This window comes from Marmoricola sp. Leaf446, assembly GCF_001424755.1.
Lineage (GTDB): Bacteria > Actinomycetota > Actinomycetes > Propionibacteriales > Nocardioidaceae > Marmoricola.
In genome coordinates this window covers 266,540-290,549 of record NZ_LMRF01000001.1, presented here as the reverse complement: position 1 = coordinate 290,549, position 24,010 = coordinate 266,540, and the positions used below count along the sequence as shown (strand labels likewise).

Annotated in this window: 24 protein-coding genes; 5 read left to right on the top strand and 19 right to left on the bottom strand. The window is 73.8% G+C overall.

What is annotated here, in order from left to right; translation table 11 throughout:
- The 8 genes from ASG49_RS01265 to ASG49_RS01230 all read right to left on the bottom strand — a co-directional run bounded on the left by ASG49_RS01265 (position 1) and on the right by ASG49_RS01230 (position 8,665).
- Positions 1-2,499, bottom strand: a complete 2,499-nt coding sequence (locus tag ASG49_RS01265; protein WP_056536051.1) for an NADH-quinone oxidoreductase subunit G — start codon at positions 2,497-2,499, stop codon at positions 1-3.
- Positions 2,496-3,815 (bottom strand): NADH-quinone oxidoreductase subunit NuoF, encoded by a 1,320-nt coding sequence (gene nuoF / locus ASG49_RS01260; RefSeq protein ID WP_200936173.1) that lies wholly within the window; start codon positions 3,813-3,815, stop codon positions 2,496-2,498. Before nuoF ends, ASG49_RS01265 begins: the two co-directional genes overlap by 4 nt.
- The gene (gene nuoE / locus ASG49_RS01255; RefSeq protein ID WP_156384142.1) at positions 3,812-4,738 is read right to left on the bottom strand and encodes an NADH-quinone oxidoreductase subunit NuoE; all 927 of its coding nucleotides are present in this window, start codon (positions 4,736-4,738) and stop codon (positions 3,812-3,814) included. Before nuoE ends, nuoF begins: the two co-directional genes overlap by 4 nt.
- Positions 4,735-6,087 (bottom strand): NADH-quinone oxidoreductase subunit D, encoded by a 1,353-nt coding sequence (locus ASG49_RS01250; protein ID WP_056536048.1) that lies wholly within the window; start codon positions 6,085-6,087, stop codon positions 4,735-4,737. The genes nuoE and ASG49_RS01250 overlap by 4 nt, the downstream gene beginning before the upstream one ends.
- Positions 6,087-6,842: an NADH-quinone oxidoreductase subunit C gene (locus ASG49_RS01245; RefSeq protein ID WP_082533693.1), complete on the bottom strand. Its 756-nt coding sequence runs from the start codon at positions 6,840-6,842 to the stop codon at positions 6,087-6,089. Before ASG49_RS01245 ends, ASG49_RS01250 begins: the two co-directional genes overlap by 1 nt.
- On the bottom strand, positions 6,839-7,393 hold the full coding sequence (locus ASG49_RS01240) for an NADH-quinone oxidoreductase subunit B family protein (protein ID WP_056536045.1): 555 nt from the start codon (positions 7,391-7,393) through the stop codon (positions 6,839-6,841). Before ASG49_RS01240 ends, ASG49_RS01245 begins: the two co-directional genes overlap by 4 nt.
- 32 nt (positions 7,394-7,425) lie before the next feature.
- Positions 7,426-7,785, bottom strand: coding sequence for an NADH-quinone oxidoreductase subunit A (locus ASG49_RS01235; RefSeq protein ID WP_056536042.1), 360 nt, complete (start codon positions 7,783-7,785; stop codon positions 7,426-7,428).
- A gap of 190 nt (positions 7,786-7,975) precedes the next feature.
- Positions 7,976-8,665 carry a demethylmenaquinone methyltransferase gene (locus tag ASG49_RS01230; protein ID WP_056536039.1) on the bottom strand — a complete coding sequence of 230 codons (690 nt, stop codon included), beginning with the start codon at positions 8,663-8,665 and terminating at the stop codon, positions 7,976-7,978.
- A gap of 68 nt (positions 8,666-8,733) precedes the next feature.
- On the opposite strand from ASG49_RS01230, the gene ASG49_RS01225 reads away from it, so the two are divergent.
- On the top strand, positions 8,734-9,708 hold the full coding sequence (locus tag ASG49_RS01225) for a L,D-transpeptidase family protein (protein WP_056536037.1): 975 nt from the start codon (positions 8,734-8,736) through the stop codon (positions 9,706-9,708).
- Between the two features lie 59 nt (positions 9,709-9,767).
- A complete protein-coding gene (locus tag ASG49_RS01220; protein WP_056536034.1) occupies positions 9,768-11,081 on the top strand; it encodes an isochorismate synthase MenF in 1,314 nt (437 codons plus the stop codon).
- A 12-nt stretch (positions 11,082-11,093) separates the two neighbouring features.
- Here the strand turns inward: ASG49_RS01220 and ASG49_RS01215 are convergent, their stop codons facing one another.
- The 6 genes from ASG49_RS01215 to ASG49_RS01190 all read right to left on the bottom strand — a co-directional run bounded on the left by ASG49_RS01215 (position 11,094) and on the right by ASG49_RS01190 (position 17,969).
- Positions 11,094-11,717 (bottom strand): hypothetical protein, encoded by a 624-nt coding sequence (locus ASG49_RS01215; protein WP_056536029.1) that lies wholly within the window; start codon positions 11,715-11,717, stop codon positions 11,094-11,096.
- On the bottom strand, positions 11,714-12,352 hold the full coding sequence (locus ASG49_RS01210) for an MBL fold metallo-hydrolase (protein ID WP_056536026.1): 639 nt from the start codon (positions 12,350-12,352) through the stop codon (positions 11,714-11,716). The genes ASG49_RS01215 and ASG49_RS01210 overlap by 4 nt, the downstream gene beginning before the upstream one ends.
- Positions 12,353-12,373: 21 nt before the next feature.
- Positions 12,374-14,251, bottom strand: a complete 1,878-nt coding sequence (locus ASG49_RS01205; protein ID WP_056536024.1) for a cation:proton antiporter — start codon at positions 14,249-14,251, stop codon at positions 12,374-12,376.
- A gap of 64 nt (positions 14,252-14,315) precedes the next feature.
- Positions 14,316-15,926 carry a 2-succinyl-5-enolpyruvyl-6-hydroxy-3-cyclohexene-1-carboxylic-acid synthase gene (gene menD / locus ASG49_RS01200; protein ID WP_056536021.1) on the bottom strand — a complete coding sequence of 537 codons (1,611 nt, stop codon included), beginning with the start codon at positions 15,924-15,926 and terminating at the stop codon, positions 14,316-14,318.
- A complete protein-coding gene (locus ASG49_RS01195) occupies positions 15,923-16,885 on the bottom strand; it encodes an o-succinylbenzoate synthase (protein ID WP_056536017.1) in 963 nt (320 codons plus the stop codon). Before ASG49_RS01195 ends, menD begins: the two co-directional genes overlap by 4 nt.
- Positions 16,878-17,969, bottom strand: coding sequence for an AMP-binding protein (locus tag ASG49_RS01190; RefSeq protein ID WP_200936172.1), 1,092 nt, complete (start codon positions 17,967-17,969; stop codon positions 16,878-16,880). Before ASG49_RS01190 ends, ASG49_RS01195 begins: the two co-directional genes overlap by 8 nt.
- A 66-nt stretch (positions 17,970-18,035) precedes the next feature.
- Between ASG49_RS01190 and ASG49_RS01185 the strand changes: the two genes are divergently transcribed.
- Positions 18,036-18,920 (top strand): 1,4-dihydroxy-2-naphthoate polyprenyltransferase, encoded by an 885-nt coding sequence (locus ASG49_RS01185; protein ID WP_056536014.1) that lies wholly within the window; start codon positions 18,036-18,038, stop codon positions 18,918-18,920.
- Positions 18,921-18,942: 22 nt separating this feature from the next.
- Entirely contained in the window at positions 18,943-19,077 is a 135-nt protein-coding gene (locus ASG49_RS19450; RefSeq protein WP_255355069.1) for a hypothetical protein, read from the top strand.
- Positions 19,078-19,091: 14 nt separating this feature from the next.
- Here ASG49_RS19450 and ASG49_RS01180 read toward each other — a convergent pair whose 3' ends face one another.
- Positions 19,092-19,355 carry a DUF4229 domain-containing protein gene (locus ASG49_RS01180; protein ID WP_056536012.1) on the bottom strand — a complete coding sequence of 88 codons (264 nt, stop codon included), beginning with the start codon at positions 19,353-19,355 and terminating at the stop codon, positions 19,092-19,094.
- Between the two features lie 61 nt (positions 19,356-19,416).
- Here ASG49_RS01180 and ASG49_RS01175 point away from each other — a divergent pair, with 61 nt between their 5' ends.
- Entirely contained in the window at positions 19,417-19,710 is a 294-nt protein-coding gene (locus tag ASG49_RS01175) for a hypothetical protein (protein WP_056536009.1), read from the top strand.
- A 286-nt stretch (positions 19,711-19,996) separates the two neighbouring features.
- Here ASG49_RS01175 and ccsB read toward each other — a convergent pair whose 3' ends face one another.
- Genes ccsB through ASG49_RS01155 form a run of 4 tightly spaced genes read right to left on the bottom strand, consistent with a single transcriptional unit; the run spans position 19,997 to position 24,010 of the window.
- Complete coding sequence (gene ccsB / locus ASG49_RS01170; protein WP_056536006.1) at positions 19,997-21,022, bottom strand: c-type cytochrome biogenesis protein CcsB; 1,026 nt, start codon at positions 21,020-21,022, stop codon at positions 19,997-19,999.
- Positions 21,019-22,665 carry a cytochrome c biogenesis protein ResB gene (locus ASG49_RS01165; protein ID WP_056536004.1) on the bottom strand — a complete coding sequence of 549 codons (1,647 nt, stop codon included), beginning with the start codon at positions 22,663-22,665 and terminating at the stop codon, positions 21,019-21,021. Before ASG49_RS01165 ends, ccsB begins: the two co-directional genes overlap by 4 nt.
- A complete protein-coding gene (locus ASG49_RS01160; protein ID WP_235561853.1) occupies positions 22,665-23,426 on the bottom strand; it encodes a cytochrome c biogenesis CcdA family protein in 762 nt (253 codons plus the stop codon). The genes ASG49_RS01165 and ASG49_RS01160 overlap by 1 nt, the downstream gene beginning before the upstream one ends.
- On the bottom strand, positions 23,423-24,010 hold the full coding sequence (locus tag ASG49_RS01155; RefSeq protein ID WP_056536001.1) for a TlpA disulfide reductase family protein: 588 nt from the start codon (positions 24,008-24,010) through the stop codon (positions 23,423-23,425). The genes ASG49_RS01160 and ASG49_RS01155 overlap by 4 nt, the downstream gene beginning before the upstream one ends.

The following is a 24,010-nucleotide window of genomic DNA, read 5'->3' as shown; positions in this document are numbered from 1 at the left end:
TCACTGGTCGCCTCCGGTGGTGGTGAGGGAGCTCGAGCCCGTCGAGGCTCCCACGGTCAGCGAGACCGGGCTGCCCGCCGGGCCGACCAGGTGACGCACCGAGAGGCCCGGCGCGCTGGCGGGGGCCCACACCGTGCCTTCGGCGAGGTCGGAGACGCCGATCGGCAGCTCCACCGAGCCCAGCGGACCGGTGAGGGTGACCCGCTCGCCGGCCCGGGCGCCGAGCGCCTGGAGCGTCGCCGCACCGACGAGCACCACGGGCTTGCGGGCGGTGGCGCGCATCGGCTCGTCGCCGTCCTGGAGCCGGCCGTCGTCGAGCTGCTGCTTCCAGGAGGCCAGCACGAGCGAGCCGTCGAAGTCGGCGGGGGCGGCCACCGGAGCGCCGGCGTCGTGCTCGGGCGCGGCCACGGTCGTGGCGCGCTCGCCGTCCCACGGGCCGATCTGGCCCATCTCGTCCCAGGCCTGCTCGGGGGTGCGCAGGCCGAGCGGGGTGCCGAGCTCCTCGGCGATCCCGGCCAGCACCCGCACGTCGGGCAGCGAGGAGGGGTTGTGCATCACCTTGCCGAAGTGGCGCAGGCGACCCTCCCAGTTGACGAAGGTGCCGGCCTTGTCGGTCGGCGGGGCGACGGGCAGCACCACGTCGGCGAGGCGGGTGACGTCGGACTCGCGGACCTCGAGCGAGACCACGAAGGAGGCGCGCTCCAGCGCGGCCAGGGCCAGCGCCGGGTCGGGCAGGTCGGCGGGGTCAACGCCCCCCACGACCAGGCCGCCGAGCTCGCCGGCCGCGGCGGCGGTGACGATGGCGTCGGTGTCGCGGCCGGGGGTCTCGGGCAGGCCCTCGACGCCCCAGGCCGCGGCCAGGTCGACGCGGGCCGCGGCGTCGGCCACGGGACGGCCGCCGGGCAGCAGGGTCGGCAGCGCGCCGACCTCGAGCGCCCCGCGGTCACCGGCCCGGCGCGGCACCCAGGCCAGCCGGGCACCGGTGGTGCGGGCCAGCGCGGAGACCGCGGCGAGAGCGCCGGGGACGGCGGCGAGCCGCTCCCCGACCAGCACCACGGAGCCGGCGTCGACGGGGACCTCGGGACTGTGGGCCAGGCCCTCGATGACCTGCACCTCGTCGCCGGGACGGGTCGGGATCAGGGTGCCGGCCAGCTTGTGCAGGCCGCGCGAGGTGAACGGCGCGATCGACCAGACCTTGGCCCCGGCGGCGCCGCGCACGGCCTTGCGCAGCCGCAGGAAGACGGTGCCGGCCTCGTCCTCGGGCTCGAAGCCGACCAGCAGCACCGAGCGGGCGGCCTCGAGGTCGGCGTACGTCACGGCCCCGGAGCCGGGGCCCGAGAGCACGACGTGGGCGGCGAGGAACTCCGCCTCCTCGGCCGACTGGGCGCGGGCGCGGAAGTCGACGTCGTTGGTGCCGAGCGCCACCCGGGCGAACTTGGCGTAGGCGTAGGCGTCCTCGGCCGTGAGCCGGCCGCCGGGCAGCACGCCGACCCCGCCGGCCTCGCGGGCGGCGTCGAGGCCGCGCGCGGCGACGGCGAACGCCTCGGGCCAGCTCGCAGCGCGCAGCTCGCCGGTCTCGGCGTCGCGGACCTGGGGGTGGCGCAGCCGGTCGTCCTGGCGGGCCCAGGTGAAGCCGAAGCGGTCCTTGTCGGTGATCCACTCCTCGTTGACCTGCGGGTCGTCGCCGGCGAGGCGGCGCATCACCTTGCCGCGACGGTGGTCGACGCGGATCGCGGAGCCGCAGGCGTCGTGCTCGGCCACCGACGGGGTCGAGACCAGGTCGAAGGGCCGCGAGCGGAAGCGGTACGCCGAGGACGTCAGCGCGCCGACCGGGCAGATCTGGATCGTGTTGCCGGAGAAGTAGCTCTCGAAGGGCTCCTTCTCGTAGATGCCGACCTGCTGCAGCGCGCCACGCTCGACCAGCGCGATGAACGGGTCGCCGGCGATCTGCTCGGAGAAGCGGGTGCAGCGGGCGCACAGCACGCAGCGCTCGCGGTCGAGTAGCACCTGGGCGGAGATGTTGATCGGCTTGGGGTAGAGCCGCTTCTCGGCGGTGAACCGGGTCTCGCCGCGGCCGTTGCTCATCGCCTGGTTCTGCAGCGGGCACTCGCCGCCCTTGTCGCAGACCGGGCAGTCGAGCGGGTGGTTGATGAGCAGCAGCTCCATCACGCCCTGCTGCGCCTTGTCGGCGACCGGCGAGGTGGCCTGGGTGTTCACGACCATGCCGTCGGCGACCGTCAGCGTGCAGGAGGCCTGCGGCTTGGGGATGGGGCGGCCGTTGCCGCCGTCGGGCACGTCGACCAGGCACTGCCGGCAGGCGCCGACCGGCGCCAGCAGCGGGTGGTCGCAGAAGCGCGGGATCTGGACGCCGATCTGCTCCGCCGCCCGGATCACCAGGGTGTTCCTGGGGACCGAGACCTCGACGCCGTCGATGGTCACCGTGACCTCGTCGGAACGCTGCGGGGCGGTCTCCTTCGACCTCTCCGGGGTGGTCGTCATGCGCTTGCTCCCTCGCGGGCGAAGACGGTGGAGGCCTCGCGGTCGAACGGGCACCCGCCGTGGGTCAGGTGCGCGAGGTACTCGTCGCGGAAGTGCTGGACCGAGGAGGTGATCGGGCTGGTGGCGCCGTCACCGAGCGCGCAGAAGGAGCGGCCCAGGATGTTGTCGCAGACGTCGTCGAGCAGGTCGAGGTCGGACTCGGAGCCCTGGCCCTGCTCGAGGTGGGCCAGCGTCTGCACCAGCCACCAGGTGCCCTCGCGGCACGGCGTGCACTTGCCGCAGGACTCGTGCTTGTAGAACTCGGTCCACCGCAGCACCGCGCGGACCACGCAGGTGGTCTCGTCGAAGATCTGCAGCGCGCGGGTGCCGAGCATCGAGCCGACGCCGGCGACCCCCTCGAAGTCCAGCGGCACGTCGAGGTGCTCGGCCGTCAGCAGCGGCGTGGAGGAGCCGCCGGGAGTCCAGAACTTCAGCTCGTGGCCCTGCCGCATCCCGCCCGCGAGCTCGATCAGCTCGCGCAGCGTGATGCCGAGCGGCGCCTCGAACTGACCGGGGTTGGTGACGTGGCCCGAGAGCGAGAAGATGCCGTAGCCCTTGGACTTCTCGGTGCCCATCGAGGCGAACCACTCCGCGCCCCGGTCGATGATGCTGGGCACCGAGGCGATGGACTCGACGTTGTTGATCACGGTCGGGCTGGCGTAGAGGCCCGCCACCGCCGGGAACGGCGGCCGCAGCCGCGGTTGTCCGCGACGGCCCTCGAGCGAGTCGAGCAGCGCCGTCTCCTCGCCGCAGATGTAGGCGCCCGCGCCGGCGTGGACCACCAGCTCGAGGCTGTAGCCCGAGCCGTGGATGTCGGCGCCGAGGTGACCGGCGAGGTAGGCCTCCTGCACGGCCCGCTGCAGCCGGCGGATGACGTGCAGGATCTCGCCGCGGACGTAGATGAAGGCGTGGCTGGCGCGGATCGCGTAGGCGCTGATGATGACGCCCTCGACCAGCGTGTGCGGCGTGGCCATCATCAGCGGGGTGTCCTTGCACGTCCCCGGCTCGGACTCGTCGGCGTTGACGACGAGGTACTTGGGGTTGGGGTTGTCCTGCGGGATGAAGCCCCACTTCATGCCGGTCGGGAAGCCCGCGCCGCCGCGGCCGCGCAGGTTGGAGGCCTTGACGGTCTCCACGACCGCGGTCGGCTCCATGGCCAGCGCCTTGTGCAGCGCCCGGTAGCCGCCCTGGGCCTCGTAGGCCGCGAGCGTCCAGGAGCGCTCGGCGCCCCAGTTGTCGGTCAGGACGGGGGTCAGGGTGTCGATGGGAGTGCTCACGCGTCGCCCTCTCCGGTGTTGCGCGGGTTGTCCTCGTGCTTGGCGTCCGCGCCCGACTCGGCGACGGCCGCCTGCGACTCCGTCTCGGCCGACTCGGGAGCCCCGCCGGCCTTGCCGGCCGTGGTCTCGCCCTCGGCCTTGTCGGCGCCCTGGTCCTTCACGTCGGCGGCCTGCGCCGCCTCCGCCACGCTGGGGGCGGTCCAGCCCCGCTGCCGCGCGATCTCACGCCCGAGCAGCGACGCGGGCCCCGCGGAGGGGCCCTCGTCGGCCAGGTCGTCGGGGAACCCGGCGAGCACGCGCTCGGCCTCGCGCCACGTGACCAGCCGCGGTCCGCGGGTCGAGGTGACCTCGGCCCCGGAGCGCAGGTCGTCGACCAGCGTGGTGGCCGACTCGGGGGTCATGTTGTCCATGAACTCCCAGTTGACCGTCATCACCGGGGCGTAGTCGCACGCGGCGTTGCACTCGATGTGCTCCAGCGTGATCGAGCGGCGGCCGTCCTCGGCCGGGGTGGTCTCGTCGTTGCCGAGGTCGAGGTGGTCCTTGAGCCGGTCGAAGATCAGGTCGCCGCCCATGATCGCGCAGAGCGTGTTGGTGCAGACCCCGACGTGGTAATCGCCGACGGGGCGGCGCTTGTACATCGTGTAGAAGGTCGCCACGCCGCTGACCTCGGCCGCGCTGATGCCGAGGATCTCCGCGCACGCCTCGATGCCGCGCGAGGTGACCTGCCCCTCGGCGCTCTGCACGAGGTGCAGCATCGGGAGCAGCCCGGAGCGGGCCTGCGGGTAGCGGGCGGCGATCTGCTCGAGCTCGGCGTAGGTCGCCGCGGGCAGCCGGTCGGCGTTGACCTGGGTGGTCGAGACCGCGCCGGCCGTGGTGTCGTCGTCCATGCCGGGGATGCGGCCGGCCTCCTCCGAGGGGCTCATCGGTCCACTCCTCCCATGACGGGGTCGATCGAGGCGATCGCGACGATGACGTCGGCCACCTGGCCGCCCTCGCTCATCACCGAGGTCGCCTGGAGGTTGACGAAGGACGGGTCGCGGAAGTGCGCCCGGAAGGGGCGCGTGCCGCCGTCGGAGACGACGTGGGCGCCCAGCTCGCCGCGCGGCGACTCGACCGGGACGTACGCCTGCCCGGCCGGGACCCGGAAGCCCTCGGTCACCAGCTTGAAGTGGTGGATCAGGGCCTCCATGGACTCGCCCATGATGTGCTTGATGTGGTCGAGGCTGTTGCCCATGCCGTCGCTGCCGATGGCCAGCTGGCTGGGCCAGGCGATCTTCTTGTCGCCGACCATGACCGGCGCACCCTCGAGGTCGGCCAGCCGGTTGGTGGCCTGCTCGACGATCCTGAGCGACTCCCACATCTCGTCGACGCGGATCCGGAAGCGGCCGTAGGCGTCCATCGAGTCGCGGGTCGGCACGTCGAACTCGTAGTCCTCGTAGCCGGAGTAGGGCTGGGTCTTGCGCAGGTCCCAGGGGTAGCCGGTCGAGCGCAGCACCGGACCGGTGATGCCCAGCGCCAGGCAGCCGGCCAGGTCGAGGTGGCCGACGCCCTGCAGGCGGGCCTTGAAGATCGGGTTGGCGTTGCACAGGGCGGCGTACTCGGGCAGGCGCTTCTTCATCAGCGTCACGAAGTCGCGGATGGCGTCGATGCCGCCGGCCGGCATGTCCTGCGCCACGCCGCCGGGACGGATGAACGCGTGGTTCATCCGCAGGCCGGTGATCAGCTCGAACAGGTCGAGGACCAGCTCGCGCTCGCGGAAGCCGATCGTCATCACGGTCAGCGCGCCGATCTCCATGCCGCCGGTGGCGATGGCCACCAGGTGGGAGGAGATGCGGTTGAGCTCCATCAGGAGCACCCGCATGACCTGGGCCTTCTCGGGGATGTCGGCCTCGATGTCGAGCAGCCGCTCGACGCCGAGGCAGTAGGTCATCTCGTTGTAGAACGGCGAGAGGTAGTCCATCCGGGTGCAGAAGGTGACGCCCTGCACCCAGGAGCGGTACTCCATGTTCTTCTCGATGCCGGTGTGGAGGTAGCCGATGCCGCAGCGGGCCTCGGTGACCGTCTCGCCCTCGAGCTCGAGGATCAGGCGGAGCACCCCGTGGGTCGAGGGGTGCTGCGGGCCCATGTTGACCACGACCTTGTTGTCGTGCTCGTCGTCGATGCCCTGGGTGATGGAGTCCCAGTCCTGGCCGGTGACGGTGAAGACGCGGCCCTGGCTGGTCTCGGCCTCGGTGGCGGCGTACGGGTCCGGTGCTTCGGTGGTCGAGCTCATCAGTTGTAGCTCCTCCGCTGGTCGGGCGGGGGAACCGTCCCGCCCTTGTACTCGACCGGGATGCCGCCCAGGGGGTAGTCCTTGCGCTGGGGGTGGCCCGGCCAGTCGTCCGGCATCTGGATGCGCGTGAGCGCCGGGTGGCCGTCGAAGACCACGCCGAAGAAGTCGAAGACCTCGCGCTCGTGCCAGTCAGCCGTCGGGTACGTCGCCACCACGCTCGGCACGTGGGGATCGGCGTCCGGTGCCGTGACCTCGAGCCGCACGCGGCGGTTGTGGGTCATCGACAGCAGGTGGTAGACGACGTGCAGCTCGCGGCCGCGGTCGTCGGGGTAGTGCACGCCGCTGACGCCCGAGCACAGCTCGAAGCGCAGCGCCTCGTCGTCACGCAGCCGCGCGACGAGGGCACGCAGGTGCTCGCGCCTGACGAAGAAGGTGATCTCGCCGCGGTGGACCACGACGCGCTCCACGGCCGCCTCGACGCCGGCGGAGCGGGCGGCCTCGGCCAGCGCGGCCGCGACGTCGTCCATCCAGCCGCCGTAGGGCGGCGGGGTGCTGCCCGGCATCTGCACCGGGCGGTCGAGACCGCCGTAGCCGGAGGTGTCGCCGGTGCCGCGGACGCCGAACATGCCCTGGCGACGACCGATCTGCTCGCCGTCGTGGTCCGGGACGTTCTCGGGCATCCGGTCGGTGCTGTCGACCTCGGTCCCGGGCTCGGCACGGGTCTCGGGGTTGGTGCCGGTGGTGTCGTCGCTCACCTCATCAGGCCCTTCAGCTGCCCGGTCGGCAGCGCGTTGAGCCCGGCGGTCTCCTGCTCCTCGATCTCGGCGAGGCGGTTGGGGCCGAGCTTGGTCGCCTGGACCTGGTCGTGCAGCTTGAGGATCGCGTCGATGAGCATCTCGGGCCGCGGCGGGCAGCCGGGGAGGTACATGTCGACGGGGACGACGTGGTCCACGCCCTGCACGATCGAGTAGTTGTTGAACATGCCGCCGGAGCTGGCGCACACGCCCATGGCGAGCACCCACTTGGGCTCGGCCATCTGGTCGTAGATCTGGCGCAGCACCGGGGCCATCTTCTGGCTGACCCGGCCGGCGACGATCATCAGGTCGGCCTGGCGCGGGCTGGCCCGGAAGACCTCCATGCCGAACCGCGCGAGGTCGTACTTCGGGCCGCCGCTGGTCATCATCTCGATGGCGCAGCAGGCCAGGCCGAACGTGGCCGGCCAGAACGAGGCCTTGCGCATGTAGCCCGCGACGCCCTCGACGGTGGTCAGCAGCACCCCGCTGGGGAGCTTCTCCTCAAGTCCCATGACTCACAACCAAACCGGTCCGGTGAGGACCACTAGTCCCACTCCAGCCCGCCGCGCTTCCACACGTAGGTGTAGGCGACGAAGACCGGGATGATGAACAGCACCATCTCGATCAGGCCGAACAACGCCATCTGGTCGAAGGCCACGGCGATGGGGTAGAGAAAGACGATCTCGATGTCGAAGATGATGAACATCATCGCGGTGATGTAGTACCGCACCGGGAAACGACCCCCGCCGACCGGCTGGGGCGTGGGCTCGATGCCGCACTCGTAGGAGTCCAGCTTGGCGCGGTTGGCGCGGGCCGGACCCGTGAGCGAGCTGACGACGACGGAGAAGACGGCGAACCCGGCGGCCAGGGCCGCCAGCGCCAGCACGGGCGTGTAGAGCTCCATGATCCTCCTCGGACCAGCTCGATCATCAGCGTTGGTGCAATTGTGAAGTTCTTCACGAACTCCCGACGACGGCCCAGCATAGAGGCCCACGTCACAGTTGGCGAACCTGCCCCACCACCCTGTCAGACGCGTCCGACAGCCCCCTGACCAGCGGATTTAACGCACGACAGGCTTTCCTAAATACGAGTTGCTAGGCCGTGGCCCGGTGCAGCGCCACGATGCCGCCGGAGAGGTTGCGCCACTGCGGCGAGCGCCAGCCGGCAGCCTCCAGGCGGGCCGCCAGGGCGGGCTGGTCGGGCCACTCGCGGATCGACTCGGCGAGGTAGACGTAGGCGTCGGGGCTCGAGGACACGCCCCGGGCGATGGGCGGCAGCGCCCGCATCAGGTAGTTGAGGTAGACGGTGCGGAAGGCCGCGTTGGTGGGGCTCGAGAACTCGCAGACCACCAGCCGGCCGCCGGGCCGGGTGACGCGGAGCATCTCGCGGAGGCCGGCGTCCGGGTCGACGACGTTGCGCAGGCCGAAGGAGATGGTGACCGCGTCGAAGCTGTCGTCGGCGAAGGGCAGCCGGGTGGCGTCGCCGGCCGTGAAGGGCAGCGCCGGGCGGGCCTGCTTGCCGACCCGGAGCATCCCGACCGAGAAGTCGCACGGGACCACCTCGGCGCCGAGGTCGCGGAACGGCTGCGAGGACGTGCCGGTCCCGGCCGCGAGGTCGAGCACCCGCTCCCCCGGCCGCGGGTCGACGGCCCGCACGACGGCGTGCCGCCAGCGGCGGTCCTGGCCCAGCGAGAGCACGTCGTTGGTGAGGTCGTAGCGCTGGGCCACGTCGTCGAACATCGCCTGCACCTCGGCAGGTCGCTTGGCCAGGCTCGCGCGGGTCACCCACGAACCCTAGGCCGCCACGGTGCGTCCACCGACATCCAGGCCCTCGGACCGGCGAGGATGGGCCCATGTCGGGTGGGTCTCGTGGACGTCGGGGTCGGGCGCGCGCCGGGGTCGCGGGCCTGGCGATGCTGCTGGCGGTGGTCGGGGTGACCACGGCCGCGGGCTGGGCCGTGACGCGGGGCGGGCTGCTCGACCGACCGGGGGCCGACGTCGCCTCGCCGGCCGCGGCCGAGCCCACAACCGCACCGACCACACCGAGCCCACCCACCTCGCCTGCTCCGCCGTCGGCCAACGCCTCCCCGCCGGCGTCCCCCGCCGCCTCGGCGAGCGGTCGCCGCGTCCTCGGGGCGCGGGCGCCGCTGCCCGAGGAGCGGCCCCGGCAGGTGCCCCGGCCCGGCCCCCGGCTCCTGGGCCCCGGCGACGCGGGCCCCGAGGTCCGGGAGCTGCAGTCGCGGCTGCGGCAGGTGGCGTGGTTCGTCGGCGACGTCACCGACGACTACGGCACCGCGACCGAGACGGCCGTGCGCGGCTTCCAGGCCAAGCGCGGCATCGCCGTCACGGGGTACGTCGACCAGCGCACCCGCGGCCGGCTGGCCGCGATGACCCGCGAGCCCACCCGCGACGAGCTCGCCAACCGGTTCCCCGGGGACGGCGACACCTCCGCGGCGCTGGACCCGCGCTGCCGCACCGGCCGGGCGCTGTGCGTCGACAAGACCAGCCGCACGCTGCGCTGGGTGGTCGACGGCACGGTCCTGCGCTCGGTCTCGGTGCGCTTCGGCTCCTCCTACACCCCGACCCGCGAGGGGCAGTTCGCCGTCGAGCGCAAGTCGCGCGACCACGTCTCCTCGCTCTACGACTCCCCGATGCCGTTCGCGATGTTCTTCTCCGGCGGCCAGGCGGTGCACTACTCCGCCGACTTCGCGGCCCGCGGGTACGCCGGCGCCTCCCACGGCTGCGTCAACGTCCGCGACCTCCCCGGCATCACCTGGCTCTACGACCAGGTCTCGGTCGGCGACAAGGTCGTCGTCTACTGGTCCTGAGCGGCCGCGGGCGCGGGGTCTGCGCGAGGACGGATGCACCGCTCCCGTAGATTCGAGGGGTGAGCAGCCCGTCGCCGTCGCCGAGCGCGACCGGCCGACCGCTGGTGACGAGGACCGTCGAGCTGCCCCCCAGCGCGCTGCCCAGCGACCTGCTCGACCTGCTCCCGGCGGGTGCCGAGCCGATGGCGTGGCTGCGCCGCGGCGACGGTCTCGTGGCGTGGGGCGTGGCGGCCCGGTGCCGCACGTCGGGCCACGACCGCTTCGCCGACGCCTCCGACTGGTGGCGGGAGCTGGCCGGTGCCGCCGAGGTCACCGACGAGGTCGAGGTGCCCGGCACCGGCCTGGTCGCGCTGGGCAGCTTCGGCTTCGCCGACGAGCCCGGCGACAGCCTGCTGGTCGTGCCCGAGGTCCTGGTCGGCCGCCGCGAGGGCCGCGCCTGGGTGACCGTCACCGGCGCCGGCGAGACCCCCGCGCTCCCCGACCTCACCGCGCTGGCCCGCCGGGAGCCGCCCGCCCCGCCGCGCGAGGTCACCTTCGCCGACGGCGCGATGAGCGGCGCCGCCTGGGAGTCGGTGGTCGCCGACGCCGTCGGTCGCATCGGCGAGGGCGACCTCGAGAAGGTCGTGCTGGCCCGCGACCTGCTGGCCACGGCGGCCGCGCCCGTCGACGTCCGCTGGCCGCTGCACCGCCTGGCCGACGACTACGCCATGTGCTGGACCTTCCACGTCGAGGGCCTGTTCGGCGCCACGCCCGAGATGCTCGTACGACGCGAGCGCGGGCTGGTCACCTCCCGGGTGCTGGCCGGCACCATCCGCCGCACCGGCGACGACGCGCGCGACGCCGGGCTCGCCGGTCAGCTGGCGCGGTCCTCCAAGGACCTCGAGGAGCACGAGTACGCCGTCCGCTCGGTCGCCGAGTCGCTGTCGCCGTACTGCTCCTCCACCAACGTGCCCGAGGTGCCGTTCGTGCTGCACCTGCCCAACGTGATGCACCTGGCCACCGACGTCACCGGCGTGGTCCACGACCACCACGAGTCGGCCGGCGCCGCCGGGGCGAGCGTGCTCGACCTCGCCGCGGCGCTGCACCCCTCGGCGGCCGTCGGCGGGACGCCGACCAAGGTCGCGGTCGAGCTGATCGAGGAGATCGAGGGCATGGACCGGGGCAGGTACGCCGCGCCGGTCGGGTGGATGGACGCCCAGGGCGACGGCGAGTTCGGCATCGCGCTGCGCTCGGCCGAGGTCGACCCGGCCGACCCGGCGACCGTCCGGCTGTTCGCTGGCTGCGGCGTGGTCGCGGGCTCCGACCCGGAGGCCGAGCTGGCCGAGGCACAGGCCAAGTTCCTCCCGGTGCGCGACGCGCTGGGCCCCGCCTGACCTGCTGCTGGGCTACCGCCCCGTCGCGTCGTACGTCGACCCGGGGCCGCCGCCGGAGACCGGTCCGGTCATCGGGGAGATGTGGCGCAGGTGCGGCGGCACCGGGTCGGGCGGGGTGTGCGCCGGCACCGCCTCGTTCTGCCGCTCACGCACCGCGAGCTTGATCTGCTGCAGGTTGTTGCGCAGCAGGTCCGAGACGAGCTCGTCCATGCGCGGGTCGCCCAGCATCTCGATCAGCACCCGCAGCGTCGTCTCGCTGACCTGCCCGACGATCGCGTCGTAGCCCGGGATCCGGCTCACCACCCGCGACGAGGGGTCGTTGCGGACCTTCTCCGAGACCAGGTCGATCAGGGCGTCGTGGTTCTCCACCAGGGCGGCGGAGATGTTGCGGGTGTAGTGCCCGGTCTGGATGACGTCGGCGACCTCGTCGAGCACCGCGATGGTGATCGGCCGCTTGACCACCTCGACCACGCGCTCCTGGATGCGGTTGAAGAACCGGATCACGAACGGCGCGCGCATGCCGCGACGCACCAGCGCCCGGGTCGCGAACGCCGAGAGCACCGTCAGCACGACGAGCACGAGCAGCGTCAGCCAGACCAGCTCCCAGACCGAGCGGTCGCGCAGCCAGTCGATCACGCGTCGGTGCCCGGCTCGAGGCGGGTGTAGGCCTGGTCGCGGGCCCCGAGGAACCGGTCGAGCATGCTGCCCGCGACCTGGTGGCCGACCTCGCTGTAGACCGCGTCGTGGATGGCGAGGTTGCGTGGCGCCCCGACCTCGCGGGCGTAGTCGATGCACTCCGACAGCTTCAGCCACGGGGCGCTGACCGGGAGCAGCAGCACGTCGGGGCGGACGTCGGGCACGGTGAGCGCGTCGCCGGGGTGGAACACGGTCGTGCCGTCGAGGTCGAGCAGGTAGCCGCTGTTGTCGAAGTGGGGCAGCTCGGGGTGGATCACCGCGTGCTTCTCGCCGACGACGGTGACCGGGACGCCGACGTCGAGCTGCTGGCCGGGCTCGACGACCCGCAGCCGCTCGGCGAGGTCGGGGGCGGCGGCGACCACCGCGTCGGCGACGGCCCGGATGGTGTGGACCGGCGCGTCGGTGCGGCGCAGGTGGTCGACCGACCAGTGGTCGGGGTGCTCGTGGGTCAGCAGCACCGCGGTGGCGCCGTCGGTGGCGTCGGCCTCGGGCGTGAACGCCCCCGGGTCGACCACGACCACGGCCCCGTCGACCTCGAGGCGGACGCAGGCGTGCCCGAGCTTGGTGATCCTCATGGGAGCAAACCTAGCGGCGGGTCAGCCGGTCACCTGGTCGACGAAGCACCAGCGCCAGTCCTCGCCCGGCTCGGCGGAGCGCATCACCTCGTGGCCGGTGTGCTCGTGGTGCACGCTGGCGTGCCGTTGGGGCGAGGAGTCGCAGCAGGCGATGTGCCCGCACACCACGCACATCCGCAGGTGCACCCAGGTGGTGCCCTCGCGCAGGCAGTCCGTGCACTCCCCCGCGCTGTCGGGCTCGACCGGGGCCCGGACCTGGCGCAGGTGCTCGCAGTCGCCCTCGAAGGCGGTGGCGTCGGCCCCGCGGACCCGCTCGCGCTCGGCGCTGCTGTGGTCGAGCATCGACTCCTCCACGTCGAGCATGGCCAGCACCTCGTCGATCACCTCGTGCGGCACGGTGCCGGTGCTGCGGATCTCCAGCACGCGGCCGCGCTCGACGTCGATCATCTCGCGACGCCACCGGTTGTAGGTCTCGCTCGGGTTCTCGGCCCCCTGCGGGCCGACGCGCTCCCACGCGGCGAAGTCGCGGCGCTGCACCCGGTCGCGGATGGTGGTCGCCACGTCGTGGGGGTCCTCCCCGGCCAGCTCGTCGAGGCGACCGAGACCAGCCTGCGAGGCCTGGTGCAGCACGTTGGCCCGCAGCAGCGCGTCGGCGGCCGGGTCGGGCGAGGGCACCCGCAGCCGGCGCGCCACCCAGGGCAGCGACGCGCCCTGGAGCAGCAGCGTGCCGGCGGTGACGAAGAAGGCGATGAGCAGCAGCACGTCGCGGAAGGGGGTCTCCGGCGGGATGATGAACGCCGCCGCGAGCGTGACCACGCCGCGCATGCCGGCCCAGCCCAGCAGGAACGTGTAGGTCCACGGCGGCACCTTGCCGCTGCCGTCGGGCCCGGGCCGCACGAGCGCGTAGCGGGAGAAGAACACCCACGCCATCCGGATCGCCACGACCGTGACCAGGGTCGCCACGCACAGCACGAGCACCCGGGTCGTGCCGGCCTCGTCCCCGAAGGCGTTGGCGATGATGTCGCGGGCCTGCAGGCCGATCAGCAGGAACACCGCGCTCTCGAGCAGGAACTGGATGCTGCGCCAGTTGAGCCGCTCGGCGATCCGCGACTGGGCGTTCTGGAGCACCGCCGAGCGGTGCCCGAGCAGCAGCCCGGCGACCACGACCGCCACCACGCCCGAGGGGTGGGCGACGTGGTCCTCCGAGGTGGGCACACCGATCTCCTCGGCCGCGACGAAGGCCGCGAACGGCGTCAGCAGCCCCAGCGCGGTGTCGAGCGTCGTCTGGGTGACGTGCTTGCGGGCGAAGCCGATCACGACGTAGAACGCCAGCCCCACGGCCACGCCGCCGAAGGCCGCGATCGCGAAGTCGGCGCCCACGACCTGCCAGGACACGATCGCCGCGATGGCGGTGTTGAGCGCGACCAGGGCGGTGGCGTCGTTGAGGAGCGACTCGCCCTCCAGGATCGTCACCACCCGGCGCGGCAGCCCGATCCGGCGACCGATCGAGGTGGCGGCGACGGCGTCCGGGGGTGCCACGACCGCGCCGATGGCCAGCGCGGCGGCCCAGCCGACGCCCGGCAGCAGCGCGTGCACGACCGCGCCCACCCCGAAGGTGGTGAGGATGACCAGCCCCACCGACAGCAGCAGGATGGGCCGCCGGTTGGCGTTGAAGTCGACCAGGGACGTCTGCAGCGCCGCGGCGTACAGCAGGGGTGGGAGCAGGCCGAAAAGCACCACCTCGGGCTCGAGGGTCACGTCGGGCACGAAGGGCAGGTAGGAGCCCACGACGCCGACCAGGATCAGCACCAGCGGCGAGGGCAGGTCGAGCTTCGCGCAGACGGCGGCCACCGCGACCACGACGGCCACGATGCCCACGAGCAGGACGACGGTGTGCACCTGGACAGACTCCTCTACGGTTCGGGTCCCCAACCACCGCCGGGGTCGAGAACATTCCGCCGGGTCAGGCCAGGGCGCGGATGGCCTCGTCCGTCCGACGACGGTCGCGCCGGTCGACGCGGGCCTCGACCACCTCGATGCCGCCCGCCGGGCTGGCCAGGGCGTGCTCGAGCTCGGCGCGGCTCTCCACCCGCCAGTGGGGGGTGCGGGTCGCCGCGCACAGCGCCGCGAGGTCGACGCCGTGGGGGGTGGCGAAGAGGCGCTCGAAGCGGTCGGCGTACGCCGGCCCGCCCTGCTCGAGCGTGGCGAAGATCGAGCCGCCGTCGTCGTTGGGCACCACGATCGTCAGGTCGGGCCGCGGCTCGTCGGGTCCGAGGACGAGGCCGGTGAGGTCGTGCAGGAACGTCACGTCACCGACGTACGCCGTGGCCCGGGTGCTGCGGTCCCGGGCGAGGGCGGCGCCGATCGCGGTCGAGAGGGTGCCGTCGATGCCGGCGAGGCCACGGTTGGCGAGCACCATCCGGCGCTCCCCGACCGGGTGGGCGCCCGCCATCAGGTCGAGGTCGCGGATCGGGTTGCTGGCGCCGACGACGAGCAGGCCCCCGGGCGGGTTGGTGGCGTCGACGACCGCCGCGACGTCGTACGCCGTGAGGCCGGGCTGCGCGGCCACGAGCTCGTCGACCCGGCGCGACAGCACCCGGTCGGCCTCGCGCCACTCCTCCAGCCAGGCGGGGTCGTCGGCGTCGGCGCGCACCGCGGCGTGCTCGGCGGCGACCGGGAACGGCCGCGCGGCCCAGCGACCGACGGCGGGCACCGAGACCACCTCGACGTCCGGGCGGGCCAGCAGCCGGGCGACCGGACGCGACAGCGTCGGGTGGCCGTGGACGACGACGCGCTCGACGCGGTCGCCCAGCGCGGTGCCGAGCAGCAGCCGGTAGGTCCGGATCGGGTGGGTGCCGGTGCGCGAGCCGCTGCTGGGCTCGGCCAGCAGCGGCCAGCCGGCGTCCTCGGCGAGCTTGCGGGCGGGCGGACCCGCGTCGTCGCCGGCGACCACGACGGTCCGGGGGCCGAGCGGCAGCGTCACCGCCTCGACGTCGCGCCACCACGGGTGCGGCCGGGGCGCCTCGACGACCGGAGCGGGCGTCCGGTCGGACAGCGTCGCCGGCACCAGCGGGTCGTCGAGCTGCACGTTGAGGTGGGCCGGTCCACCGCGACCGGGCGGCTCGGGGTCGACCACGGCGCCCATCGCCGCCGTCAGCGCGGCGTCGTCGGGGCCGACGAGGTCGAGGAAGGACGCGGCGTCGCCGTAGAGGCGCACCTGGTCGGTGGTCTGGTTGGCGCCGGTGCCGCGCAGCCGGGCGGGCCGGTCGGCGGTCACCGCGACGAGCGGCACGCCGGCGTGGGCGGCCTCGAGCACGGCCGGGTGCAGGTTGGCCGCGGCGGTGCCCGAGGTGGTGACCACCGGCACCGGGCGCCGCGACCCCTTGGCCAGCCCGAGAGCGAGGAAGCCGGCGGTGCGCTCGTCGACGCGGGTGTGCAGCCGCAGCCGGGGGTCGGCCGCGAGGGCGAAGGCCAGCGGCGCGTTGCGCGAGCCCGGGCAGAGCACCGCCTCCACGACGCCGCGCGCCACCAGGGCGTCGACCAGCCAGGTGGCCAGCTCCTCGGCGGGGCTCACGAGGCCCTCCCGTCGAGCAGCGCCTCGACCCGGCCGAGCCGGTCTTGCCAGTGGCGCGCGCGCTCCGGCGGCGCCGTCAGCGCGGCCAGCCGGGCGGGGTCGACGTCGACCGGCCCCACCGGCAGCGCGCCGTCGACGGGCAGCAGCGGCGCCGCGACGACGTCCCCGGTCAGCAGCTGCACCGTCGCGAGCCCGCACGCGTGGTGCAGCTCGGGCAGGGCGGCGGCCAGGGCCACGCCCGCGGCGATGCCGACGCTCGACTCCACCGCGCTCGAGACCACGACCGGCATCCCGATGTCCTCGGCGATCCGCAGGCAGGCGCGCACCCCGCCCAGCGGCTGCACCTTGAGCACGGCGACGTCCGCCGCCTCGAGGTCGCGCACCCGGTAGGGGTCCGCGACCCGGCGGATGGACTCGTCGGCCGCGACCGGCACGTCGACGCGGCGGCGGCAGGCGGCGAGGTCCTCGACGGAGGCGACCGGCTGCTCGGCGTACTCCAGGCCGCCGGCGGCGCGGGCCAGCACCGGGATCCGGCGCACGGCCTCCTCGAGGTCCCAGCCGCCGTTGGCGTCCACGCGCACCAGGCCGCCGGGGCCACCCGCGTCGAGGGCGTCGCGGACCGCCTCGAGCCGGGCCTCGTCCTCGCCCGGGTCCTGGCCGCGCTCGGCGACCTTGACCTTGGCCGTGCGGCAGCCGCCGGCCAGCACGATCGCGTGCGCCTCCTCGGGCCCGCAGGCGGGCACGGTCACGTTGACGGGCACCCGGTCGCGGAGCGGCGCCGGCCAGCCCTCGTGGGCCGCCTCGCGGGCACAGGCCAGCCAGGGGGCGGCGGTCGGGTCGTCGTACTCCAGGAAGGGGCTGAACTCCCCCCACCCCGCCTCCCCGCGCAGCAGCACACCCTCGCGGACCGTGATGCCGCGGAAGCGGGTGGTGAGCGGGATCGCGAACACCTCAGCCACGGGCCACCTCCCGGGTCACCTCTCGGGCCACTTCCCGGGCCGCCAGCGCGCGGATCGCGAGCCGGTCGGGCTTGCCGTTGGCCAGCCGCGGCAGCTCGGCCACCACGACCAGGCGGCGCGGGGCCCAGGCGCGCGGCTCGACGAGGTCACGTACGCCGGCCAGCGTGACCGGCTCGTGGGCCTCGACGACGGCCGTGACGAGCTCGCCCCACTCCTCGTCGGGCACCCCGACCACCTCGGCCTCGACGACCGCGGCGTCGGCGGTCACGGCGGTGGCGACCGCGCGGGCCGGCACCTTGACGCCGCCACTGATGATCACGTCGTCGGCGCGGCCCAGCACGCGCAGTCGGCCGTCCGGGTCGAGCTCGCCGAGGTCGTCGGTGCGCAGCCAGCCGTCGTCCAGGGCGGCCGCGGTCCGCTCGGGCTCGTCCTGGTAGCCGTCGAAGAGCACCGGCCCGCGCAGCTGCACCTCGCCGTCGCGCACCCGCACCTCCACGCCGTCGAGCGGACGACCGTCGTAGACGCAGCCGCCGCAGGTCTCGCTCATGCCGTAGGTCTGCACCACGCGTACGCCGCGCCGCTCGGCCTCCGCGCGCACCCGTGCGTCCAGCGGGCCGCCGCCGACGAGCACGGCGTCCACCCGGGCGAGCGCCTCGACGGCGTGGGAGCCGCCCTCGTCGCGCAGCAGCCGCACCAGCTGGGTCGGCACCAGCGAGACGTGGCCGCGGCCGCGGATCCGGGCGACGGTCTCCGCCCAGTCGCCGTCGTGGCGCACCGGGTCGGTGCCGGCGACCACGCTGCGGTAGAGCAACTGGACGCCGGCGACGTAGGTCGGCGGCAGCCCCAGCACCCACTGCCCCGGACCGCCGAGGCGCTCCTGGGTGGCCAGCGCGGAGGCGCGCATCGCGTCACGGGAGAGCACCACCCGCTTGGGCCGGCCCGTCGAGCCGCTGGTCGCCACCACGAGCGGCGCGGGGTCGGTGGCGGCGTCCCACTCCCGCAGCAGCGCCAGGATGCCGTCGGCGTCACCGGAGACGGGACGCAGGCTGCTCGTCGGCGTCGGGGTAGGCGTCGGGCTGGGCACCGGCCCACGCTAGCCCGGCGGCGGCCGGCCGCGGGCGGCGTACCTGCTCCCTGGCATGATCCGCGCATGGCCACCCCTGCCCAGTGGATCGCCGGTGCCCGCCCCCGGACGCTCCCCGCGGCGGTCGCGCCGGTCCTCGCCGGCACCGCCGTCGCCCTGTGGGAGGACGGCGCGGTGTGGTGGAAGGCGCTGCTCGCGCTGGCCGTCTCGCTGCTGCTCCAGGTCGGGGTGAACTACGCCAACGACTACTCCGACGGCATCCGCGGCACCGACGCCGACCGGGTCGGGCCGATGCGGCTGGTGGGCAGCGGCGCGGCGAGCGCGCGGTCGGTCAAGGCCGCGGCGCTCGGCTCCCTGGCCGCCGCCGGGGTGGTCGGGCTCGTGCTCGCGGCGACGACCAGCTGGTGGCTGGTGGCCGTCGGCGCGCTGTGCATCCTGGCCGCCTGGTACTACACCGGCGGGTCGCGGCCCTACGGCTACCTCGGGCTGGGCGAGGTGATGGTGTTCGTCTTCTTCGGGCTGGTGGCCGTCATCGGCACGGCGTACGTCCAGACGCAGGCCTTCCACCTCGCCGCGCTCTGGGCCGGCATCGGCGTCGGCGCCTTCGCCTGCGCCATCCTGGTGGCCAACAACCTGCGCGACATCCCCACCGACCGCGTCGCCGGCAAGCGCACCCTGGCCGTCGTGCTGGGCGAGGAGCGCACCCGTCTCCTCCACGGCCTGCTGGTCGGCGCGGCCGTCGTGGCGCTCGTCGGCATCGCGCTGACGACGACCTGGTGGGTCCTGCTCGCGCTGGCCGCGGCACCACCCGCCGCCCGCGCCGTCCGCACGGTCCTGGTCGAGCGCGCGACCGGTCCGGCGCTGGTCCCGGTGCTGCAGCTCACCGGCCAGGCCGAGCTGCTGTACGCCGCGGGGGTGCTCGTCGGCGTCACGGTCGGCGTGCTGACGTGACCTCGGCTGTCACACTGGTCGCATGTGGTTCGTGATCCTGCTCGTCATCGTCGGCGTCTGCGCGCTGGCCTACGTCAACCGCGTCACGCTGCTGGCCAAGGTCCTGGGCCAGTCCGAGACGCGCATCAACCGCCAGCTCAAGCGCCGCGGTCGCTGAGGGGTCCCCTCGGCTCAGTCGACGTCCTCGCGGGAGCGCCGCTCCTCGAAACGTGAGGACGCCTTCTCGGCGCGCTGCTGCACCCGGAGCGCGAACGCCTCGCGCTGCCGCCGCAGCAGGGTGACCGAGAGCACCGAGGAGACCACCACGGCCAGCAGGAACGGCCAGATCACCACGCCCCGGCTGCCGAACAGCGCGAGGTAGAGGCCGCCGAGCACGGCGTAGCAGACGACGAACAGACCCAGCCGCAGTGCGGTGTAGACGGCGAACTCCTTCACCCCACGAGGGTAGGAGACCGGACCAGGGTCAGGTCTACCGGCCACCATCTACCCTGGGGACATGCTCCGCGTCGCGCTGTTCCTGCTGCTGCTGGGAGCGGTCGTGTGGGCCTTCTTCTGGGTGCTGGACCGGCGCCGTCAGGCGAGCGGGCCCGGTGAGGCCGGCGGCAGCGGCGGACGCCCCGCCCCTCGCCCGCCCCGTGGCCCCGACGACGACGAGGACTTCCTGCGCGAGCTCGACCGCAAGCGTCGTCACGACAAGCGCCAGCGGCCCGCGAGTCCCCCGCCTCCCCCGCCGGCGCAGCCCACGGACGACAGCACCTCCGAGGGCGAGCAGACCGACGAGAACGCCTAGCCGGACGGCGTACGTCGGGGCCTGAGGCGCCTGCCCGCCCCCATCCGTCGCGAGCGACTGCTAGGCCGGCGATCCTGCTGCTGTGCCGGGGTTGCGGTTCCGGCGCAGTGACGGCAGTCGTGAGGCTGAGCGGGCGCCCTGGCGCCCTCTGGGACTCACGACTCGACGCCGGGCCCCCCGTCAGCGCACTCGGCCGGCGATCCTGCTGCTGCGCCGGGGTCGCAGCTCCGGCGCAGCGACGGGTTCCCGAGCGACCTTGGGAAACCGCCGACGGCCGGCGAGACCCCTACCCGTCCAGCCGGAGCACCACGGCGGTGGGCTCGGGGACGGCGTAGGAGTGCTGGCTGCCGCTGCCGAAGAAGAAGTTGATGCCGACGAAGTTGAACCACAGGGTGGCCAGGCCGACGAGCGCGATGACGGCGGCCGAGGAGCCCTTCCAGCCCGACGTGGCGCGGGCGTGGAGGTAGGCGGCGTACACCACCCAGGTGATGAAGGCCCACACCTCCTTGGGGTCCCAGCCCCAGTAGCGGCCCCAGGCGTAGTGAGCCCAGATCGGGCCGGTGATCAGCGCCGCGAAGGTCCAGATCGGGAAGCCGAAGGCGTGGGTGCGGTAGGCGATGCGGTCGAGCACGGCCAGCTCGGGCAGCCGGGCGAGGTAGCCCCCGCGGGTGCGGCCGGCGGCGTCGGTGCGCTGCTCCCAGCGCGACTTCACCAGGTAGAGCACCGAGCACATCCCGCCGATGGTGAAGGCGGCGGTGGCGATCACCGCGGCCACCACGTGGATCACCAGCCACGGCGACTGCAGCGAGTCCTGGAGCGGCACGACGGGCTCGTAGAGGGCCAGCACGTCGACCATCAGGATCACCAGCACGAAGCCGGTGACGACCGGGGAGAGCCAGGAGAGGCCGAATCGCTTGTAGAGCAGCAGGTAGCCCAGCACCACGAAGAAGGTGCCGGTCAGCGTGAACTCGTACATGTTGCCCCAGGGCACCCGCACCGGGTCGGCGGCGAGCCCGCGGGTGAGGACGGCGACGAAGTGCACGGCGGCGGCGACCACGGTGACGGCGACGCCGACCCGGCCGAGGAGCAGCATCCGTTCGGGCTCGTCCGTGACGGGCGCGGCGGCGGCCCGGCCGGCTGTGGGCGCACCGGCCCCGACCGTCACGGCCTCCCGCTCGCGCGCGACCTCGACGGGCTCGGCGCGACGGCCCGCGGCCCACTGGCCGAGGTGGGCCAGGAAGGCCAGGAAGTACGCCGCGGCGCAGGCGGCGACGGCCTGGTTGCTCAGCACCTCGAACTGCTCGTGCGTCACGTCGGCTCCTCCGGGGATCGGGTGGTGGCAGGGGTGTCGGACGCGCCTGCGGGACGCAGCCGTCCGACCAGGGCGTCGAGCTCGCCGGAGAGGTCGCCCCCGGCGCTGCGGTCGAGACCGGCCACCTCCACCAGCGTACGTCCGCCCTCACGACGGGCCCGGACCCAGACCCGACGCGGCCGGACGAACAGCGAGGCGAGCAGCCCGAGCAGCGCGAGGACCACCCCGACGAGTGCGGTGCTCTGCCCCGGCGTGTGGCTGACCTGCAGCTTCACGAAGCGGCTCAGCCCGTCGAAGGTGACCGTGCCCATCCCGTCGGGGAGCTCGGCGGTGCGACCGAGCGCGAGATCGAGCCGCACCGGCTGCCCGTCGGACTTCAGCAGCGGGTCGAGGCCGTCCTTGTCGAGGGCGTAGACCGACTGCGACCGCCCGGAGTCCAGGCCGAGGTCACCGGTCCAGGCGAGCATCGACAGCGCGGGGTTCTTGGAGTCGGGGAAGGCCGAGAACGGCCCGCTCTCGTCGGTGAAGCCGTACGTCGGGTAGAACTCGCCCTCCAGGCCGAGCTGCGTCGTGCGGCCCCCGGCCTGCTCGGCGTCGGGCACCTTGACCACGCCGAAGGACCGGAAGGTCGTGTCCTCGGGCAGGAACACGACCGGCCCCGAGTAGGCGACCGTGCCGTCGGTGTTGCGGACGGTGATGTTGGGCGCGTAGCCGTGGCCGATGAGGAAGACGTCGGTGTCGTCGATGGACAGCGGGTGGTTGACGGCGACCTCGCGCTGCTGGTCCTCGGCGCCGGGCGCGGTCCGGTAGGTGACGTCGGCCCGGAACTTCTGCGCCATGCCGGCCTGGCGCCCCTCCTGCAGGAAGGTCACGTCGAAGCCGTCGACGGTGAAGTCGAAGGGCTCGAGGTCGGCGACGTCGAAGAACGAGCCGGCCTCGAAGTCGTCGTACTGGCTCAGCGTGTTGGCGAAGCCGTCCCCGGTGACCACGATGGCGCCACCCTTGAACCCCAGCAGCGACCCGAGCGCGAAGCCGACCAGGACCACCAGGATCGAGAGGTGGAAGACCAGGTTGCCGCCCTCGCGCAGCTTGCCGCGCTCGGCCCGGACCGCGCCCGGCGTGGTGCCCTCGGCGGCGTCGACGCGCACCCGGTAGCGACGCGAGCGCAGCGCCGCGCGGGCCGCCTCCAGCACCGCCCCGGGCTCGGCGTCGGTCTCCAGGGTGCGGTGCTCGGGCAGCCGGTCCAGGCGGCGCGGGGCGCGCGGCGGCTCGGCCCGTACGCCGCGCCAGTAGACGCGCAGCCGCGGGACGATGCAGCCCACCAGCGAGATCACCAGCAGGATGTAGATCGCCGAGAACCACACCGAGTCGTAGACCGAGAACAGCCCGAGCTTCTCGTAGACCGGGGTCAGCCTCGGGTGGTCGTCCATCCAGCGGGAGGCGCGCACCGAGTCGACCGCGGTCTGCGGCACCACCGACCCGGGGATGGCCGCCAGCGCGAGCAGGAACAGCAGGATCAGCGCGGTGCGCATGGAGGTGAGCTGCCGCCAGGACCAGCGGGCCAGCTCGACCGGGCTGAGGGAGGGCGGGCCGGGGGGCTCGGCGGGCGGGCCGGCGGGACGCTCGGTGGTGGTCGCGGCCATCACACGCTCGCGGTGTAGACGGGGAACAGGGTGCGGATCCAGCCGACCAGCTCGGCCCACCAGCCGGTGACCAGCAGCAGGCCCACCACGACGAGCATCACGCCGCCGACCGCGGTGACGACCCGCTGGTGCCGGCGTACCCACCCGACGGTGCCGAGCATCCGGCGGTAGGCCAGCGCGGCCAGGATGAACGGCACGCCCAGGCCGAGGCAGTAGAACAGCGTCAGCAGCGCGCCCCGCGTGGCCGTGGCCTCCTGGGCCGACAGCGAGAGCACCGCCAGCAGGGTCGGCCCGATGCAGGGGGTCCACCCCAGACCGAACAGCACGCCCAGCATCGGCGCCGCGGCGAGCCCCACCGCGGGCACCCGGTGCACGCGCACGTCGCGCTGGAACAGCGGCACCACGCCGAGGAAGACCAGGCCCAGCAGGATCGTGACGCCGCCGAGGACCACGGTGATGGGGCGCTGGTAGGCGAACAGGAAGTCGCCGAGCCCGCCGAACAGCGCGCCGAAGGAGACGAAGACGAAGGAGAAGCCGAGCACGAACAGCAGCGACCCGGTCAGCATCCGACCGCGGCGGCCGTCGGCCAGGTCGGCGCCGGAGAGGCCGGTGGCGTAGGAGAGGTAGCCCGGCAGCAGCGGCACCACGCACGGCGAGAAGAACGAGACCAGGCCGGCGACCATCGCCACCGGGACCGCCAGCAGCAGCGACCCCGACAGCGCCTGGTCCCGGAACCAGTCACCCAGAGCGAGCGGCATCATCCTCGGACGTCCTCCACGAGGTCGACGAGCGTACGACGGCTCGGGATCTCCCCGAGGATGCTGGCCGCGACCCGGCCCTGCTCGTCGAGCACGACCGTGCTGGGGATGGCGCTGGGGTTCAGGGTGCCCGCGAACGCGAGCAGCGTGCGACCGGAGGGGTCGAACAGCGAGGGGTAGGGCACGTCGTAGCGGCGCTGGAAGGCCAGCCCCTGGTCCTGGCTGGCGTCACGGGTGTTGATGCCGAGGAAGGCGACGTCGTCCTCGGCCAGCTCGGTGGCCGCGGCGGCGAGGTCGGGCGCCTCCTTGCGGCACGGCGGGCACCACGAGCCCCACACGTTGAGCACCACGATCCGGCCGCGGTAGTCGTCGACCGAGACCCGCTCGCCCTCGAGGGTCTCGCCGGCCACCTCGCCGGGCTGCTGCCGAGCCCCCGGGTCGAGCGTGTTGACGATGCCCTCGGCGCCGACGAAGCCCTGGTCGCCGGTCTCCGGCGACTCCGAGCAGCCCGCGAGCACCGCGCCCGCGACCAGGGTCGCGAGCACGGCCACGGTCCGTCGGGCGCGCTGCCGGGGTCGGGTGGTCAC